Source organism: Pseudomonas sp. KH_040 (genome assembly GCF_057839305.1).
Genome location: NZ_CM174487.1, coordinates 5,703,184 through 5,719,816, shown reverse-complemented (window position 1 = coordinate 5,719,816; position 16,633 = coordinate 5,703,184). Strand labels below are relative to the sequence as shown.

Here is a 16,633-nt window from a genome sequence, read left to right as displayed (position 1 = left end):
CTCGCGCAAATCTCTTCAGGAGCAGCGGCATGAGCGTTTACGAGTGGGCAAGGCAGGAAACCCGGCAGAGTCTGGACATGGCGCAGGAGGTGGGCTTTGACCCGGGGTTGAGTTTGCGCGCCTTGCTCAGTGCGGTGGTGCAGCAGAGCAAGGCCGTGCGCAACGCCGAAGACCTGGCCGACGAGTTGCGCTTTCTGGCGGAAAACCTCGACGACGATCAGGACTACGGCTTTATGCGGCCCTGAGAGGATCAGTGGCGCGGATCGAAATCGCCGGAAAACAGTTCGTCCTCGGCGTCCGGTGCGACCGGAATTTTGTGTTCTTCCGACGCCCAGGCGCCGAGGTCGATCAGTTTGCAGCGATCGGAGCAGAACGGCCGAAACTTGTTCTCAGGGGTGAATTCTACGGGGGCGCCACAGGTCGGGCATTCAACGGTGGGGATCTGGCTCATGCTTGGCCTCCGGATAAAGTCAGGTAAAAGTGATGCAGACGCTCGACTTCGCTGTGCAGCCAGGCGAGGTCGCGGTCATTGACCACCACGTCGTCGGCGCGGCTCACACGGTCTTCGCGGCTCGACTGAGCGTTGAGGATCGCCTGAACCTGCTGCTCGCTGGTCTGGTCACGCTGCAAGGTGCGTTCGATCTGCAATTGTTGCGGGGCGTCGATCACCAGGATGCGCTGGGTCATCGCGTATTGCCCGGATTCGATCAGCAGTGGCGAAACCAGAATCGCGTAAGGCGATTTTGCCAGCGCCAGGTGATGGGCGATTTCTTCGGCGATCAACGGATGCAGCAGCGCTTCGAGCCAGCGACGTTGCTCCGGCAATTCGAAGATCAGTTTGCGCAGGGCGGCGCGGTCCAGCGTGCCATCGGCCTGCAGCACGTCGGGGCCGAAGTGTTCGGCAATCTTCGCCAGCGCCGGGCGCCCCGGTTCAACCACCCAGCGCGCCGCGTGATCGGCATCCACCACGTGGACACCCAAATCAATGAAGTGCTGAGCTGCCGCGCTTTTGCCGCTGCCGATGCCGCCGGTGAGGCCGAGAATCCAGGGTTTTTCCACAGGGGTATTCATTTCAAACCGACAAACTGCCAATAGAAGTCGGTTATTTGACCACCCCAGAGCAAGGCAATCCAGCCAGCAATTGCCAGCCACGGGCCAAAGGGTATCGGCGTGGAGGTTTTCTCATTGCGCAAGCGCAGTAAAACCACCCCGATAATGGCGCCCACCAGCGATGAGAGGAGGATGGTCAGCGGTAGAATCTGCCAGCCGCCCCAAGCGCCAAGCAGCGCCAACAGCTTGAAATCACCATGGCCGATGCCGTCCTTGCCGGTCAGCAGCTTGAACAGCCAGAACACCGACCACAGCGCCATATATCCGGCCACCGCGCCCCACAGTGCATCGTGCAACGGCACGAACAGGCCGAAGCTGTTGACGATCAACCCCAGCCACAGCAACGGCAGCACCAGCACATCGGGCAGCAGTTGATGTTCGGTGTCGATCAGGCTCATCGCCAGCAACCCCCAGGTGAGGACGATCAGCAGGCACGCCGGCCAACCGAAACCGAAGTGCCAGCCGATGAAGGCCGAGAGCAACCCGCAAGTCAGTTCGGTCAAAGGATAGCGTTTGCTGATGGGCGCCGCGCACGCTGAACAACGCCCGCGCAGCCATAGATAACTGAGCAGGGGAATGTTTTCCCACGGACGGATCCGGTGGGCGCAATGCGGGCATTCGGAGTGCGGCAGCATCAGGTTGTAGGTCGGCAACGGCGCTTCGCCGGGCAAACCGAGTACGTCGTGGGCTTGCTGGCGCCAATCGCGTTCGAGCATTTTCGGCAGGCGCCAGATCAGCACGTTAAGGAAACTGCCGACCACCAGACCCAGCAGCAGGGCGGTGAAAACAAAGGCCAGTGGATACAGGGCGAACAGTTCGTCGATAGGCATGTCAGATCGCTGAGCCGAGTTGGAAGATCGGCAGGTACATGGCCACCACCAGCCCACCGACGATAACGCCTAGCACCACCATGATGAACGGCTCCATCAGGCTGGTGAGGTTGTCGACCATGTTATCCACTTCTTCTTCGTAAAAGCCTGCAACCTTGTCGAGCATTTCATCTAGAGCCCCCGACTCTTCGCCAATTGCGGTCATCTGCACGGCCATGTTGGGAAAGACCCCGGTGCTGCGCATCGAAAAATTCAACTGCATGCCGGTGGAGACGTCCTGGCGAATGCGCAACACGGCACGCTTGAAGACAACGTTACCGGTGGCGCCGGCCACTGAGTCGAGCGCTTCCACCAGCGGCACACCGGCAGCAAACGTGGTCGACAGGGTTCGAGCGAATCGCGCCACCGCAGACTTGTACATCAGCGTGCCCACCAAGGGCAGTTTCAACAGCCAGGTGTCTTTGCGGTCGCGTAATGCCTGAGATGTTTTCAGTGCATGGCGGCTACCAAAGATCGCCGCGACCAGCGCGCCGAGCATCGCCCACCACCATTGCTGCATGAATTCCGACAGGCTGATCACCATCAGGGTGAAGGCCGGCAGTTCGGCGCCGAACCCCGAGAACACCGACTGGAATTGCGGCACCACTTTGACCAGCAGGATCCCGGTCACGACTGCCGCCACCAGCACCACGGCGGTGGGGTAGGTCATGGCTTTTTTGATTTTGGCCTTCAGCCGTTCGCTTTTTTCCTTATAGGTCGCGACGCGTTCCAGCAACGTGTCGAGGGCGCCGGACTGCTCGCCCGCATCGACCAGATTGCAATACAACTCGTCGAAATACTGCGGCTTCTTGCGCAGGGCTGTGGCGAAGCTGTTACCGGCCGCGACCTCCTGTTTGACCTCGTCCACCAGCTTGCGCATGGCCGGGTTTTCAAAGCCTTCGCCAATGATGTCGAACGACTGCAGCAGCGGCACTCCGGCCTTCATCATGGTCGCCATCTGCCGGGTGAACAGAGCGATGTCCTGGGCCTTGATGCGTTTGCCAAAACTCAACAACGATGCGGATTTTTTGCGTACCTTGCCGGGACTGATCCCCTGTTTACGCAGTTGGGCCTTGATCAGTGCCGGATTCTGTCCACTGAGTTCACCGGTGACTTTGCTGCCTTTCCTGTCCGTACCTTCCCAGGCATAGATACTGATTTTCGCTGCCTTGACCGCCATGTTCAGTCCTTGGTGACCCGGTTGATTTCTTCAAGGCTGGTGATGCCTTGCATGGCCTTGTGCAGCCCGGAGGTGCGCAGGTCGTCGAAGCCGTCGCGGCGCATCTGCAGGTCGATTTCCAGCGAGTTGCCTTCGGCCATGATCAAGTGTTGCAGTGCTGGTGTGTTCTTCACCACTTCATATATCCCCACGCGTCCTTTGTAGCCGCCGTTGCAGTGATCGCAACCGACCGGCTCGTAGATCGTGAAATGGCCGATGCGTTCCTCGGGGAAACCTTCCTTGATCAAGGTTTCGCGCGGGATCTCGATGGCTTTCTTGCAGTGACTGCACAGTTTGCGCGCCAGGCGCTGGGCAATGATCAGGCTGACCGAGGTGGCAATGTTGAAGCCGGGAATGCCCATGTTGTGCAGGCGCGTCAGGGTTTCCGCGGCGCTGTTGGTGTGCAGGGTCGAGAGCACCAGGTGACCGGTCTGCGCAGCTTTGATGGCGATCTCGGCGGTTTCCAGATCGCGGATCTCACCGACCATGATCACGTCCGGGTCCTGGCGCAGAAACGAGCGCAACGCCTGAGCAAAGTCGAGTCCTTGTTTAGGATTGACGTTGACCTGGTTGATGCCTTCCATGTTTATCTCCACCGGGTCTTCGGCGGTGGAGATGTTGATGTCGACGGTATTGAGGATATTCAGGCCGGTGTAGAGCGACACGGTTTTACCCGAGCCGGTGGGGCCGGTGACCAGAATCATGCCCTGTGGCTGCTTGAGTGCGGCCATGTACAGATCCTTTTGCTCGGGCTCATAGCCGAGGGCGTCGATACCGATCTGCGCGCTGGACGGGTCGAGAATCCGGATCACCACTTTTTCGCCCCACAACGTGGGCAGCGTGTTGACCCGGAAATCGATCGACTTGCTTTTCGACAGGCGCATCTTGATCCGCCCGTCCTGCGGTTTGCGCCGTTCCGAGATATCGAGGCTGGCCATGACTTTCAGGCGTGCGGCGATGCGCCCGGCCAGTTGAATCGGTGGTTTGGCCACCTCACGCAGGATGCCGTCGGTGCGCACCCGTACCCGGTAGTTTTTCTCGTAAGGCTCGAAGTGCAGGTCGGAAGAGCCACTCTTGATCGCGTCGAGCAGCATCTTGTGCACGAAACGCACCACCGGCGCATCGTCGGCATCGAGGCCACCGATGGCGTCCTGCTTGCTGTCATCGACGGATTCGACATCGAGGCCGTCAAGATCGACATCGGCCATGTCTTCCAGGCCACTGCTGTGGGTGTCGAAGAACTTCTCGATGGCATCGGTGAGCTTGTCGTCCTCGACCAGAATGGCTTCGGTGCTCAGCCCGGTGCTGAACTGAATGTCGTTGATCGCTTGATGGTTGCTCGGGTCGGAGATGCCAACGAACAGCTTGTTGCCACGTCGCCACAGGGGCAGGGCATGGTGCTGACGCACAAGTTTTTCGCTGACCAGTCCTTTGGGTTGGGTTTCCTTGTCGAGGCAATTGAGATCAAGGAACGCCATGCCGAAATGCTCGCTGGCAATCTCGGCCACTTGCCAGCTCTTGACCAGTTTGTTCTGCACCAGATAGCTGACCAGCGACAGGCGATTGCGCTGGGCCTGTTGCCAGGCTTGCTGGGCGCTTTTTTCCGTGAGCAGTTCGGCCTGGACCAATTGCTTGGCCAGACCGCTCAGAGCGATGTCATTCATGGGAATTCCGCACACTTGCAGTTCATGACTTATAGCCTAGTCAAGTGACAGCGCCAAACACGGCGGGGGCAGGTGACAAAAAGTGTCAGATAGTGCGGTTGCGGGTTGTAGGAAATGGCGTTGTAGGTGGTTCGCGCCCAAGGGGCAGGGCCTCGAAGGCATTGGCATGGCCTATGCTGCGTCCCTTTCAGATCATGAGATTTCGACTCATGCATGGAGCGTGTCTATGAAAAAACAACAAGGTTTTACGCTGATCGAGCTGTTGATCGTGGTGGCGATCATCGGGATTCTGGCGACCATCGCCCTGCCGCAGTATTCCAAGTATCAGGCGCGGTCGAAGGTGACGGCGGGGCTGGCGGAGATCAGTGCGATGAAAGTGCCGTTCGAAGACACCATCAACCAAGGTACCGATCCGACGCTGACGCTGGTGGCCGGTAGTGCCACGGTCACAACGTCAAATTGCGCCGTGACCGCATCGGGCACCGCTTCGACCGGGGCCGGCACCATTGTCTGCACAATCAAGAACGCTCCTGGCCCTGTTCTGGACAAAACCATTACCTTGACCCGTTCATCGGGCACCGGTGCTGGCGTCTGGACTTGCGGCACCACTGTGGCGCCGGACTATTCGCCAAAAGGCTGCACCGCCAGTGGTACATAAGTTGAATGTGTGCTGAACAGGATGCCCCGCTTTGCGGGGCATTTTTCATTGCGCGACACTTCACAAAAGCTTCAATAATTTCAGCGTCTTAGGAACTTTTCAAAAAACCGCAACTTGCATGTGAATATTGCGCATGTCATGCAAATTGCATGATTTCGAAAATCTGCGTTAAACATAAGATATTGATTTATAAGGATTTTGTGTTGATGGAAAAGTTGGCACAGCGTTCGCAACTACCTTGGTAACCCTGCTGACAAGACAACCAGCAGACTTTCCAGAAAAACAGGAGTTACTCGTATGAAGAAGTTCGCTATCACTGCCGCTGCTGCTACCGCGCTGACCCTGACCATGGCTTCCGGTGCATTCGCACAATCCACTCAGGCTACCCAGGCTCCAATGACTCTGGCCGCCGGTGAAGTCACCCAGGCTAAAGAAGCTACTTCCGACACCTGGATCACCACTAAAGTGAAAAGCGACCTGGTGACCGAAAAAGGCATCCCAGGCACTGACATCAAAGTAGAAACCAACAAAGGTGTTGTATCTCTGTCGTCGACTGTAGCCATTACCGAAGCTCAGAAAACCACCGCAGTGAATATCACCAAGAAAATCAAAGGCGTCAAAGCGGTCTCCGCTGACGGCCTGAAAGCCGAGTAAGGCATGACTTCTCGCCTGGACCGGGAGAAGACGCGACAGACGGGCCGAGCAATACGTCTGCCGCAACTTTAGAGTTCATGCGAACGGTCACACGGAGGTGACCATTACGGGCCCCGGCACTTGTGTCGGGGCCTGTTCTATTTTTAGAAGCAAAAGATCGCAGCCTTCGGCAGCTCCTACAGGGAAATGCATTCCAGATTGTAGGAGCTGCCGAAGGCTGCGATCTTTTGCTTTTTCAGTTGCCGCGTTTGCTGTTGATCTGGCGCAGGCGATTGCCTTCGAAGCGCAGGTATTGATACATGCCGTTGCTCGGGCCGTAAGTCCATTCCTCGACCTGAAACTCCTCGCGGCGATTGGCGCTGCGCTTGTAGCCCAACACATCACGGCTGACCGGCTCACCGCATTTCTGCAGGACTTCGCTGGACCGGTCGCCAAGGCTGATCAATTGACTGCCGCAGCGCAGCGTATCGGACGCCGAGGCGTGACTGGCCGCGAGCGTCATTGCGAGCAAGGCCAGCCACTGAAGTTTCATCACTCGGCATCCAGGTGCATTTGCGTGACCACGCGGCCATCGCTTTCGGCCTCGCCAAGGTTGGCGTCGATGAAGTACACGCGGTCGTCTGCCAGCTGGCCTTTATCGACCAGATAATCCTTGATGCTGCTGGCGCGGTCCTGACCCAACTGACGCAGCAGCACGTCGCTGCCACTCCAGAACTTGATCACGCCTTCGCGCATCTTCGCCGTACGTTCTTCCTTGCCCAGATCCTTCCATTCCGCCGGTGGCTGGGTTTTCAGGCGGGTGCGGTAAATGCCTTCGAGCAGCGGACCTTTCTCGCTGTCCGGCACTTGCAGCAACGACGCCTGCGCCGGGACTTTATCGCCGCGACGCTGGAGCATCTTGTAGTAGTTGTACTGGTATTCACGTTCCAGACGCTGCTCGGCGAGCAATGGGCCATCGCTGCTTTGCGCGGCAGTACCCTCGATTTCCAGGCGCAGTGCCGGACGTTCCTTCAGTGCTTGGGACAGCTTGATCAGCGCCGCTTCGGCATCCTTGCTCAACTCGCTGGAGCCGGGCGCAAACGACACAGTGCCAAGGTCTTGCGAACCGCCGCCACTGATCAACCCGCCGATCATTTTGAATGGCGCGGCTGCGGCTTTGACGATCAGGTTGCGCAGGGTCTGCCAGACGATCGGCATCACGCTGAATTGCGGGTTGTTCAAGTCGCCGGTCACCGGCAATTCGATGGAGATCTTGCCGTCGACGTCCTTGAGCAGGGCAATCGCCAGTTTCAGCGGCAGGCTCACGGCATCCGGGCTGTCGACTTTTTCGCCGAGCTGCAATTGTTCGACCACCACTTTGTTTTCGGCTTTGAGCTGGCCCTTGGTGATCAGGTAATGCAGGTCGAGGTTGAGCCGACCCTTGCGAATGCGGTAACCGGCGAATTTGCCGGAGTAGGGCGTCAACGTCGTCAGTTCGACCCGTTTGAAACTGGTGGCGATGTCGAGGCTGGCCATCGGGTCGAACGGATTGACCGCGCCCTTGATGGTCACCGGTGCATAGCGGTCGACCTTGCCTTTGATGTCGACGCTGGCCGGTTTTGCCTGGCGGCTGTCGATGGTGCCGATCTGGCCGTTGAGTTGCTGCACGGCGGTGGCGAAGTTGGGCGTCAGGCTGAAGTCGGCGAAGTTCGCCGAGCCGTCATTGATCGCGATGCCACCGATGTGAATGCCCAGCGGTTTTTCGTTGCTGGCTGGTTTGGCTGCTGTGCTTTTTGCGCCACTGTCAGCGGGCTGCGGGATCAGCAGATCATCAATGTTGGTGGTGCGATCATCGTTGATCATGAACCGCGCGTACGGCTGGAACAGGTTGATCCTGTCGATCGACAGGCTGTCGCCGTGCTGATAATTCAGGCCTTCGACCACCACTTGCTGCCACTTGAGGAAGTCGCGGGTTTTCAGGGTGTCGAGGGTGTGCAGTTGATCGATCTGCGCACGTCCGGTGACGCTGAGTGCCAGTGGTTCTGTGCTCTTGAGATTGACCTTCAGGTCACTGCCGAGCATGCCGCTGCGCAGTTCCAGGCGAATGAAAGGATTGATGTAGGACTGTGCGACGCGCAGGTCGATGTCCTGGGTTTTCACGTTGAGCTGGGCGTTGACCGGGGCGAGATTGACGGTGCCGTCGGCGGTGATCTTGCCTTGCTTGCCCACGCCGCTGTCGAGATTGAGCTTGAAGGGCGAGCCGTTGAGGCTGTCGAAATCCTGCAGGTCGACGTTGAGCGGGGTGATATCCAGTGCTACTGCCGGTTGGGCCGAGCGGTCGGCCAGATGCACGGTGTAGTTACGCAATTGCACGTCTTTGAGCAGCACTTGCCAAGGCTTGCTTGGCGCAGTCGGTTCAGCTTTCGGCGAGTCGGCAGCGGCGGGCGTGCTGGCAGGTTCTGCGGCGGCTTTGGCGGCCGGTTTCGACGGTTGGCTGGCGAACAGTTTCTGCCAGTCCAGTTGGCCGTCAGCTTCGAGCGCCGCCCAGGTTTCCAGTTTGTTGCTGCGGATCTTGCCGACCACGACTTGTTGCTTGGCCAGATCCAGCGAGGTTTCGCTGATGTCGAGACGTTCGAGTTTTGCCAGTGGGCGTCCATCAGGCGCCTTGATCGCGAAGGGCGCGATGCTCACCGCGACATTGTTCAACTGCAGTTCGGTTTCTTTCGACAGATTGAGTTTGTATTCGCTGCTGAGACTGATCACGCCGTCTTCAAGTACCAGCGGCACCGAGTCTCGCACGTAGGGCCAGAAGGCTTTCATCTTGCCGTCGGTGACTTTCAGGGTGCCTTCGGAAGTGAACGGGATCAGGCTGAAATTGCCACTCCAGTCGATCCGGCCACCGGCCGGGCCGATGGCGACCAGGGTCATGTCGGCGCTGTCTTCGGGCAGGGTGCTGAGGTTTTTCAGCTCGAAGCTGAGATCGTCGTAGAGAAACTCGATGGGTTCGCTGGGGCGCACGTCCTCAAAGTGCACGACGCCGCCGGCCAGTTTGATGTTGTCGATGCGCAGCGGGAACGGTTTGGCGTCCGGGTCGGCTGGTGTCGGCTCACTGGCCGGCACATTGAACAGGCCCAGCAGGTTGAGTTTGCCGTCTTTGGCGAAAAGGATTTCGCTCTTTGGTTTGTCCAGCTCGATGTTGGACAGATGCAGGGCTTTGGTCCACAGGCTGTCGATTTGCAGGTCGGCGTACAGGCGATCGAAGCCGATCTGTTCCTTGCCCGGCTCGCCGATGACCAGTCCCCACAGGGTGACTTCAAGGCTGAACGGGTTGAGCTCGATGCGCTGGATATGCGCAGGCACCGTCGCGTAGGTGGCCAGTTGCTGATTGGCTACCCGCAGAGCGATGCCCGGCAAAATCAGAAACCCCAGCAGGCTGTAGAGGGCCAGAGCAGTCAACAAGGCGCCAATCGCGCGAATCAATCCTTTGGGCATGTGCGGCTTCATCTGTCTGAATCGGAGTGCCTTGGAGTATGGCACGCGATTCTGGTTCCGAAGTACCTCGCATGGAGCAGGATTGTTCAGATTTCTCTCAAATCACAGAACCCCTGTGGGAGCTTGCTTGCCAGCGATGAGGGAATACCAGTCGACAACTTTGTTGACTGACCCACCGCAATCGCTGACAAGCCAGCTCCCACAGGGTTGTTTATAGCTGCAGGATCAGGGTTTTCAGCGGCGGTTGCTGGTCCATGGACGGGAAGTCGGCGCCCGGGGTCATCACGCTCCACTCACGCACCGGTCGCCCGGCCTTCTCCGCGCAGCGCAGCACCTGTTCGCGCCAATCGTCCATGCTGACTTTCGCCAGGTTGTTGCAGCAGATCAGCACGCCGTTGTCGGCGGTGGTCAGCAAGGCCGGTTTGAGCAGGCTCTGATAGTCGCGCAGCAGGTCGACGGTACCGAATGCGCTCTTGGCCCAGGCGGGCGGATCAAGCAGGACCAGATCGTATTGACGCTGATCAAGGCGCTGGTAGCTCGGCAGTTTCTGCCCGCGACGCTGGCTGATCGGCAGGCCGGCGAGTTGGCGGATGGCCGGGAAGTAGTCGGACTGGATGAATTGCATCTCGGGCAATTGCGGGTTGAGCAAACCGTTTTCGCGACCGACCGCCAAGTTACCTTCGGCGAAATCCAGATTGCACACTTCACGGGCGCCACCGGCTGCGGCACTGAGGCCGACGCCGCAGGTGTAGGCAAACAGGTTGAGCACGGATTTACCTTTGGCGTGATCCTTGACCCAGCCGCGCGTGTTGCGCAGGTCGAGGAACAGCAGCGGATCCTGCCCGGCATGACGCCCGCGCACACGGTAGTTGAGGCCCCATTCGTGACCGACCAGATCAACCAGTGCGGCGTCTTCGGCTTTGTAGACGCTGTCTTCACGGTCGATGCGCGAGTTGCCACGGGAGCGGTCGTTGTAGACCAGCAAGGTTTCCAGGCCCAGGGTTTGATTGACCATCGCGTGCAGTTGCAGCAGGTCATCGCGTTCCAGCGTCTGGTGAAAACTCTGCACCAGCAGTTGCGGGCCGTAGCGGTCGATGGTCAAACCGCCGGCGCCTTCCTGGCTGCCGTGGAACAGCCGATAGCAATCGGTGCCCTGACGGTGCAGCTCAGTGAGCAAGTCCTGGCGTTGATTGAGGGCGGCGCGCAGCGCCTGATTCAAGGAAGACATGCATGCGCCTTGCTGGAGAGAATTGGGGCGCGGGAGTTTAACAGCTTGGCGGGTAACCGAGGTGCTGCCTTCGCGAGCAGGCTCGCTCCCACATGGGAATGCATTCCAAATGTGGGAGCGAGCCTGCTCGTGAAGCTTTTTAGGTCAACAGGCCCATCCGCCGTTTCGCTCGCTGCACCGAACCATTGCGCATCGCCCAACGCAGCATCGGTGCGCTGCGCCTGACGCTCGCGCGAATCAATTGCCGTTGCAGCGAGCCCTGCCGGACATCGAGCATGTCGCTGGCCCAGTCCGGCAGCAGGTCGATGCCGGCCTTCATCATCAAATCACCAAAGGGTCGCGCCAGAACACTCGGCGCCGGTGCTGCGAGCAACAATCGCAAAACCTCGCGGCTGCGTTCATCGCACAACAACTGCGGGCGCATGCGTTGCAGATAGTCGGCCACGGCTTGCCGTGATTTCGGCACATCCCGCGCGCCCAGGCGTTCGGCAATCACGGCGATTTCCGCGTAATAACGATCCTGATCCGCCCCCGACAACTGCGGATTGCGATAACGCAAATGCGCGGCGAGAAAGTTACTGACTTCGGCCACATGCACCCACGTCAGCAAATCCGCATCGCTGGCCGCGTAAGGGCGGCCATCCGGCGCGGTGCCAACCACTTGCAGGTGAATGGTGCGCACCTTCTCGATCAACCAGTCGGCGTCGCGTCGCGAGCCGAACGTGGTGCCGGATACAAACTGACTGGTGCGCCGCAAACGCCCGAGCATGTCTTCACGAAAATTCGAATGATCCCAAACCCCGGCCAGTGCCAGCGGATGCAAAGCCTGCAACAACAACGCACTGATACCACCGATCAACATGCTGCTGAAATCGCCGTGCACTTGCCAACTGACTGAGTCGGGGCCGAACAGGCCGGGGTCGCCCTTGGGGTTTTCCAGGTCGAGTTGACCGAGCGACAGCCCGGTCAGGCTCATGAGTTGCTGTTCGATACGACTGCGGATGAATTCCATGACCACTCAGTGCGAAAGGGCGGGCGCGGTCGGTTGACCACGCCCGGGGTGTTACTGATTGAGGCGCTTGTCGATCAGTCCCTGCACCACACTCGGGTCGGCCAAGGTCGACGTGTCGCCGAGGCTGTCGAGTTCGTTGCAGGCGATCTTGCGCAAGATGCGCCGCATGATCTTGCCTGAGCGGGTTTTCGGCAAGGCCGGCGCCCATTGGATCAAGTCGGGTTTGGCAAAGCTGCCGATTTCCTTGCTGACGTGGGCGAGCAGTTCTTTCTTCAGCTCGTCATTCGGTTCGGTGCCGTTCATGGGCGTGACGAAGGCGTAGATGCCCTGACCTTTGACGTCGTGGGGGTAACCGACCACGGCGGCTTCGGCGATGCTGTCGTGCAGCACCAGCGCGCTTTCCACTTCAGCCGTGCCGATGCGGTGGCCGGAAACGTTAATCACGTCGTCGATGCGCCCGGTGATCCAGTAGTCGCCATCCTCGTCGCGGCGTGCGCCGTCGCCGGTGAAATAGTAGCCGGGGTAGGGTTTGAAATAGGTGTCGACCATTCGCTGCGGGTCGCCATAGACGCTGCGGATCTGCGCCGGCCAACTCGACTTGATCGCCAGCACGCCGCTGCCGGCGCCTTTGATTTCCTTGCCGTGTTCATCGAGCAGCACCGGTTGCACGCCGAACATCGGTTGTGTGGCGCAGCCCGGTTTGATTCGCTGGGCGCTGACCAGCGGGCTGAGCATGATGCCGCCGGTTTCGGTCTGCCACCAGGTGTCGACGATGGGGCAGCGCTGTTCTCCTACGACATTGAAATACCATTCCCACGCTTCAGGGTTGATTGGCTCGCCGACGCTGCCGAGCAATCTGAGGCTGGCGCGCGAGGTTTCTTTCAATGGTTCGGCACCTTCGCGCATCAACGCGCGCAGAGCGGTGGGTGCAGTGTAGAAAATATTGACCTTGTGTTTATCGATGACCTGCCAGAATCGTGAGCTGCTCGGATAACTCGGTACGCCTTCGAACATCAGCGTGGTCGCGCCGTTGGCCAGCGGGCCGTAGACGATATAGCTGTGACCGGTGACCCAGCCGACGTCGGCGGTGCACCAAAACACTTCGCCGTCGCGGTAATCGAGCACGTATTTGAAGGTCATCGCCGCTTGCAGCAAATAGCCGCCGGTAGTGTGCAGCACGCCTTTGGGTTTGCCGGTACTGCCGGAGGTGTAGAGGATGAACAGCGGATCTTCGGCGTCCATCGGTTCTGGCGGGCAATCGTCGCTGACATCGCGCACGGCCTGGTGATACCAGATATCGCGCCCCTCGACCCAGTCGACCTTGCCTTGGCTGCGCTCGACCACCACGACGGTGCTGACGTCCGGGCAACTTTGCAGGGCTTTGTCGACGTTCTGCTTCAGTGGCACGAACTTGCCGCCGCGCACGCCTTCATCTGCGGTGATCACCGTGCGGCAATCGGCATCGAGAATGCGGTCACGCAGGGAATCAGGGGAGAAACCGCCGAACACCACCGAGTGAATCGCGCCGATCCGCGAGCAGGCGAGCATGGCGTACGCGGCTTCGGGGATCATTGGCATGTAGATGCACACCCGGTCGCCTTTCTTCACGCCACGGCTTTTCAGCACGTTAGCCAAGCGGCAGACGTGGTGGTGGAGTTTTTTATAAGTGATTTGCGCCGACTCGGCGGGATCGTCGCCTTCCCAGAGCAGGGCGGTCTGCTCGCCGCGCTGTTCCAGGTGACGGTCGATGCAGTTGTAGCTGACGTTCAGTTTGCCCCCGGCAAACCAGGCGGCTTCACCGGTTTTCAGGTCGTAGCGCTGGACAGTCTGCCACGGCGTGCTCCAGTCGAGGAAACGCGTGGCCTGTTCGGCCCAGAAGGCCGTGGGGTGTTCAATGGATTCGCGGTAAAGCCGTCGATACTCATCCTGACTCAATTGCGCAGCGTGGCGGACGGCATCGGCTTTGGGGAACGTGCTGATATCGAACATGACGGTTCCTTATTCTTGTGGTGCGACAAGGATAAAGATGCGCTGATGGGGGGAAGGGATCAAGGCCGCCCCTCACCCTAACCCTCTCCCAAAGGGAGAGGGGACTGACCGAGGTGTTTGGGCTTGATACATCGACTTGAAATTCCGGAGTCGAACTCAAGTATTGAAAAGCGTGAAAATCGGCTCCCTTTCCCCCTCTACCCCTTGGGGGAGAGGGCTGGGGTGAGGGGGAAGCGATTTGGCTGCCACCGCGAAATCCATGCCAAACGCCAGACGAAAAAAAGCCCCTGAACTTCAGGGGCTCTCTATCAAGCAACAGATCAACCGCGGTGACGACCGCGGAAGTAGTTGATCAGGCCCTGGGTGGAAGGATCATCAGCAAGGGTTTCATCGCTGCCGACCAGGCGGTTGTAAACGCCTTTGCCCAGTTCCTTGCCCAACTCCACGCCCCATTGGTCGAAGGCGTTGATGCCCCAGACCACGCTCTGTACGAACACTTTGTGCTCATACATGGCAACCAATGCGCCGAGGCGACGCGGGCTGATGCGTTCGACCACGATGGTGTTGCTCGGGCGGTTGCCCGGGATCACCTTGTGCGGCGCGAGTTTGTGCACCTGCTCTTCGCTCATGCCCTTGTCGCGCAATTCCTGCTCGGCTTCCGGCAGGGTCTTGCCGAGCATCAGCGCCTGGCTCTGCGACAAGCAGTTGGCGTACAGCCACTGATGGTGGTCGGAGACCGGGTTGAAGCTGACGATCGGCACGATGAAGTCGGCCGGGATCAACTGCGAACCTTGATGCAGCAACTGGTGGTAGGCGTGCTGACCGTTGCAGCCGACGCCGCCCCAGATCACCGGACCGGTATCGGTCGACACCGGCGTGCCGTCCTGACGCACGCTCTTGCCGTTGGATTCCATGTCCAGCTGTTGCAAGTGCTTGGTGATGTTGCGCAGGTAGTGGTCGTACGGCAGGATCGCGTGGCTTTGCGCGCCCCAGAAGTTGCCGTACCAGACACCGAGCAGGGCCAGCAGCACCGGCATGTTCTGTTCGAACGGCGCGGTCTGGAAATGCTGGTCCATGGTGTAGGCACCGGACAGCAGCTCCTTGAAGTTGGACATGCCGATGGCCAGGGCAATCGGCAAACCGATGGCCGACCACAGCGAGTAACGACCGCCAACCCAGTCCCACATCGGGAAGATGTTTTCTTCACGGATACCGAACGCCACGGCTGCCGCGTTGTTGCTCGATACGGCGATGAAGTGACGATACAGCTCGGCTTCCGAGCCGCCCTGTGCCAGGTACCAGGCACGAGCAGCCTGAGCGTTCTTCAGGGTTTCGAGGGTGTTGAACGACTTCGACGAAACAATGAACAGCGTGGTCTCGGCGCGCAGTTTCTGCGTCAGCTCGTGGAATTCGCTGCCGTCGATGTTCGCCAGATAATGGCAACGCACGCCTTTCTGCGCGTACGACAGCAGTGCTTCGGAGACCAGCTCAGGGCCGAGGAACGAGCCACCGATGCCGATGTTGACCACGTCGGTGATCGGCTTCTCGGTGTAACCACGCCACAGACCGTCGTGGATGCGGCCGACCAGATCGGTAATCTGGTTCAGAACCTTGTGGACTTCCGGCATCACGTTGACGCCATTGACCGACAGCTTGTCGCCTACCGGGCGGCGCAGGGCGGTGTGCAGCGCCGGGCGGCCTTCGGAAGTGTTGACGATTTCGCCTTCAAACAGCGCTTTGATGGCGCCTTTGAGATCGACTTCATTGGCCAGACCGACCAGCAGGTTGCGGGTCTGGGCGTTGATCAAATTCTTCGAATAATCGAGAAACAGTCCGCAGCTGCTGAGGGTGAACTGGTTGAAGCGCTGCGGATCGGCGTTGAAGGCTTCGCGCATGCTGAAATCCTGCATGGCTTGGCGGTGATCTTTCAACGCTTGCCAGGCGGGCAGAGCGGTAACGTCTTGAGGAGTGAGGTAATACGCCATCGCTGCGGTTTTCCTTTTTACTTGAACGGCCTTTTGAACACTGAACAGACCCGGCACGCCATGTTTGGGCATGGGATCAACTGCGTCGACACGATTTCTGGACACAGGGCGAATACAGTAAACCTCGCGCTGCGTTCTGTCTTGACTTTGTCTGACCAGATCCCTGTACTTTTTTAACATCGAGACCGGGAACTGGCCGACAAACGGAGGGGGAGCGGGGCGGTTTCGCGATCAGGCGAGCTGAACCGGGATGGCGTTGCTGGTGTGGCTCAGCTCATTGCCCGGCGCCATGTAAAGCATGCGCGGCTTGAAATTGACCAGCTCGGCTTCGCTGTAATGGGCGTAGGCACAAATGATCACGCGGTCGCCAACCTTGGCCTTGTGTGCAGCGGCGCCGTTGACGGAGATCATCCGCGAACCCTCTTCACCACGAATCGCGTAGGTGGTGAAACGCTCGCCGTTGTCGACGTTGTAAATCTGGATCTGCTCGTATTCACGGATGCCGGACAAGTCCAGCCACTCGCCATCGATGGCGCACGAACCTTCGTAATCGAGCACCGCATGAGTGACTTCGGCGCGGTGCAGTTTGGCCTTGAGCATGATCGCGTGCATGAGGGTTTTCCCGGGTTGGAATCGAACGGCGGGCAGTGTGCCCGAAGGCTTTGAGGGCGGCAATACAGCTGGAATGCAATCTTCATGACGCTGAAAAACACTGTAGGAGTGAGCCTGCTCGCGATAGCGGTGTGTCATTCAACACTAATGCTGACTGACACA

At 59.2% G+C, this 16,633-nt stretch carries 15 protein-coding genes; 3 read left to right on the top strand and 12 right to left on the bottom strand.

Going from position 1 to position 16,633, the window contains the following annotated elements; all coding sequences use genetic code 11:
- The first annotated feature begins 29 nt into the window (after nt 1–29).
- Complete coding sequence (locus AC3IUF_RS25420) at nt 30–245, top strand: hypothetical protein (protein WP_007909901.1); 216 nt, start codon at nt 30–32, stop codon at nt 243–245.
- Nucleotides 246–250: 5 nt separating this feature from the next.
- Here the strand turns inward: AC3IUF_RS25420 and yacG are convergent, their stop codons facing one another.
- From yacG to pilB, 5 genes are read right to left on the bottom strand one after another with little or no spacing between them, the layout of a single operon-like run.
- Entirely contained in the window at nt 251–451 is a 201-nt protein-coding gene (gene yacG / locus AC3IUF_RS25415; protein ID WP_007959585.1) for a DNA gyrase inhibitor YacG, read from the bottom strand.
- Nucleotides 448–1,071 carry a dephospho-CoA kinase gene (gene coaE, locus AC3IUF_RS25410; protein ID WP_489279641.1) on the bottom strand — a complete coding sequence of 208 codons (624 nt, stop codon included), beginning with the start codon at nt 1,069–1,071 and terminating at the stop codon, nt 448–450. The genes yacG and coaE overlap by 4 nt, the downstream gene beginning before the upstream one ends.
- Nucleotides 1,068–1,940, bottom strand: coding sequence for a prepilin peptidase (locus tag AC3IUF_RS25405; protein ID WP_489279640.1), 873 nt, complete (start codon nt 1,938–1,940; stop codon nt 1,068–1,070). The genes coaE and AC3IUF_RS25405 overlap by 4 nt, the downstream gene beginning before the upstream one ends.
- 1 nt (nt 1,941) lies before the next feature.
- Entirely contained in the window at nt 1,942–3,159 is a 1,218-nt protein-coding gene (locus AC3IUF_RS25400; RefSeq protein WP_489279639.1) for a type II secretion system F family protein, read from the bottom strand.
- A gap of 2 nt (nt 3,160–3,161) precedes the next feature.
- Nucleotides 3,162–4,862, bottom strand: a complete 1,701-nt coding sequence (gene pilB, locus AC3IUF_RS25395; RefSeq protein ID WP_007909906.1) for a type IV-A pilus assembly ATPase PilB — start codon at nt 4,860–4,862, stop codon at nt 3,162–3,164.
- A gap of 226 nt (nt 4,863–5,088) precedes the next feature.
- On the opposite strand from pilB, the gene AC3IUF_RS25390 reads away from it, so the two are divergent.
- Nucleotides 5,089–5,520, top strand: coding sequence for a pilin (locus tag AC3IUF_RS25390; RefSeq protein ID WP_007909907.1), 432 nt, complete (start codon nt 5,089–5,091; stop codon nt 5,518–5,520).
- A 297-nt stretch (nt 5,521–5,817) separates the two neighbouring features.
- Nucleotides 5,818–6,174 (top strand): BON domain-containing protein, encoded by a 357-nt coding sequence (locus AC3IUF_RS25385; RefSeq protein WP_038369042.1) that lies wholly within the window; start codon nt 5,818–5,820, stop codon nt 6,172–6,174.
- A 235-nt stretch (nt 6,175–6,409) separates the two neighbouring features.
- Here the strand turns inward: AC3IUF_RS25385 and AC3IUF_RS25380 are convergent, their stop codons facing one another.
- The 7 genes from AC3IUF_RS25380 to panD all read right to left on the bottom strand — a co-directional run bounded on the left by AC3IUF_RS25380 (nt 6,410) and on the right by panD (nt 16,471).
- Nucleotides 6,410–6,706, bottom strand: a complete 297-nt coding sequence (locus AC3IUF_RS25380) for a DUF2845 domain-containing protein (protein ID WP_007909909.1) — start codon at nt 6,704–6,706, stop codon at nt 6,410–6,412.
- Nucleotides 6,706–9,657: a DUF748 domain-containing protein gene (locus AC3IUF_RS25375; protein ID WP_489279638.1), complete on the bottom strand. Its 2,952-nt coding sequence runs from the start codon at nt 9,655–9,657 to the stop codon at nt 6,706–6,708. The genes AC3IUF_RS25380 and AC3IUF_RS25375 overlap by 1 nt, the downstream gene beginning before the upstream one ends.
- Before the next feature lie 199 nt (nt 9,658–9,856).
- The gene (locus AC3IUF_RS25370; protein ID WP_489279637.1) at nt 9,857–10,873 is read right to left on the bottom strand and encodes a class I SAM-dependent rRNA methyltransferase; all 1,017 of its coding nucleotides are present in this window, start codon (nt 10,871–10,873) and stop codon (nt 9,857–9,859) included.
- A 139-nt stretch (nt 10,874–11,012) separates the two neighbouring features.
- The gene (locus AC3IUF_RS25365) at nt 11,013–11,885 is read right to left on the bottom strand and encodes an oxygenase MpaB family protein (RefSeq protein WP_489279636.1); all 873 of its coding nucleotides are present in this window, start codon (nt 11,883–11,885) and stop codon (nt 11,013–11,015) included.
- A gap of 51 nt (nt 11,886–11,936) precedes the next feature.
- Nucleotides 11,937–13,874, bottom strand: a complete 1,938-nt coding sequence (gene acs, locus AC3IUF_RS25360) for an acetate--CoA ligase (RefSeq protein WP_489279635.1) — start codon at nt 13,872–13,874, stop codon at nt 11,937–11,939.
- Between the two features lie 320 nt (nt 13,875–14,194).
- A complete protein-coding gene (gene pgi, locus AC3IUF_RS25355; protein WP_007909914.1) occupies nt 14,195–15,859 on the bottom strand; it encodes a glucose-6-phosphate isomerase in 1,665 nt (554 codons plus the stop codon).
- Between the two features lie 231 nt (nt 15,860–16,090).
- Nucleotides 16,091–16,471 (bottom strand): aspartate 1-decarboxylase, encoded by a 381-nt coding sequence (gene panD, locus AC3IUF_RS25350; protein ID WP_003205654.1) that lies wholly within the window; start codon nt 16,469–16,471, stop codon nt 16,091–16,093.
- Nucleotides 16,472–16,633: the final 162 nt, after the last annotated feature.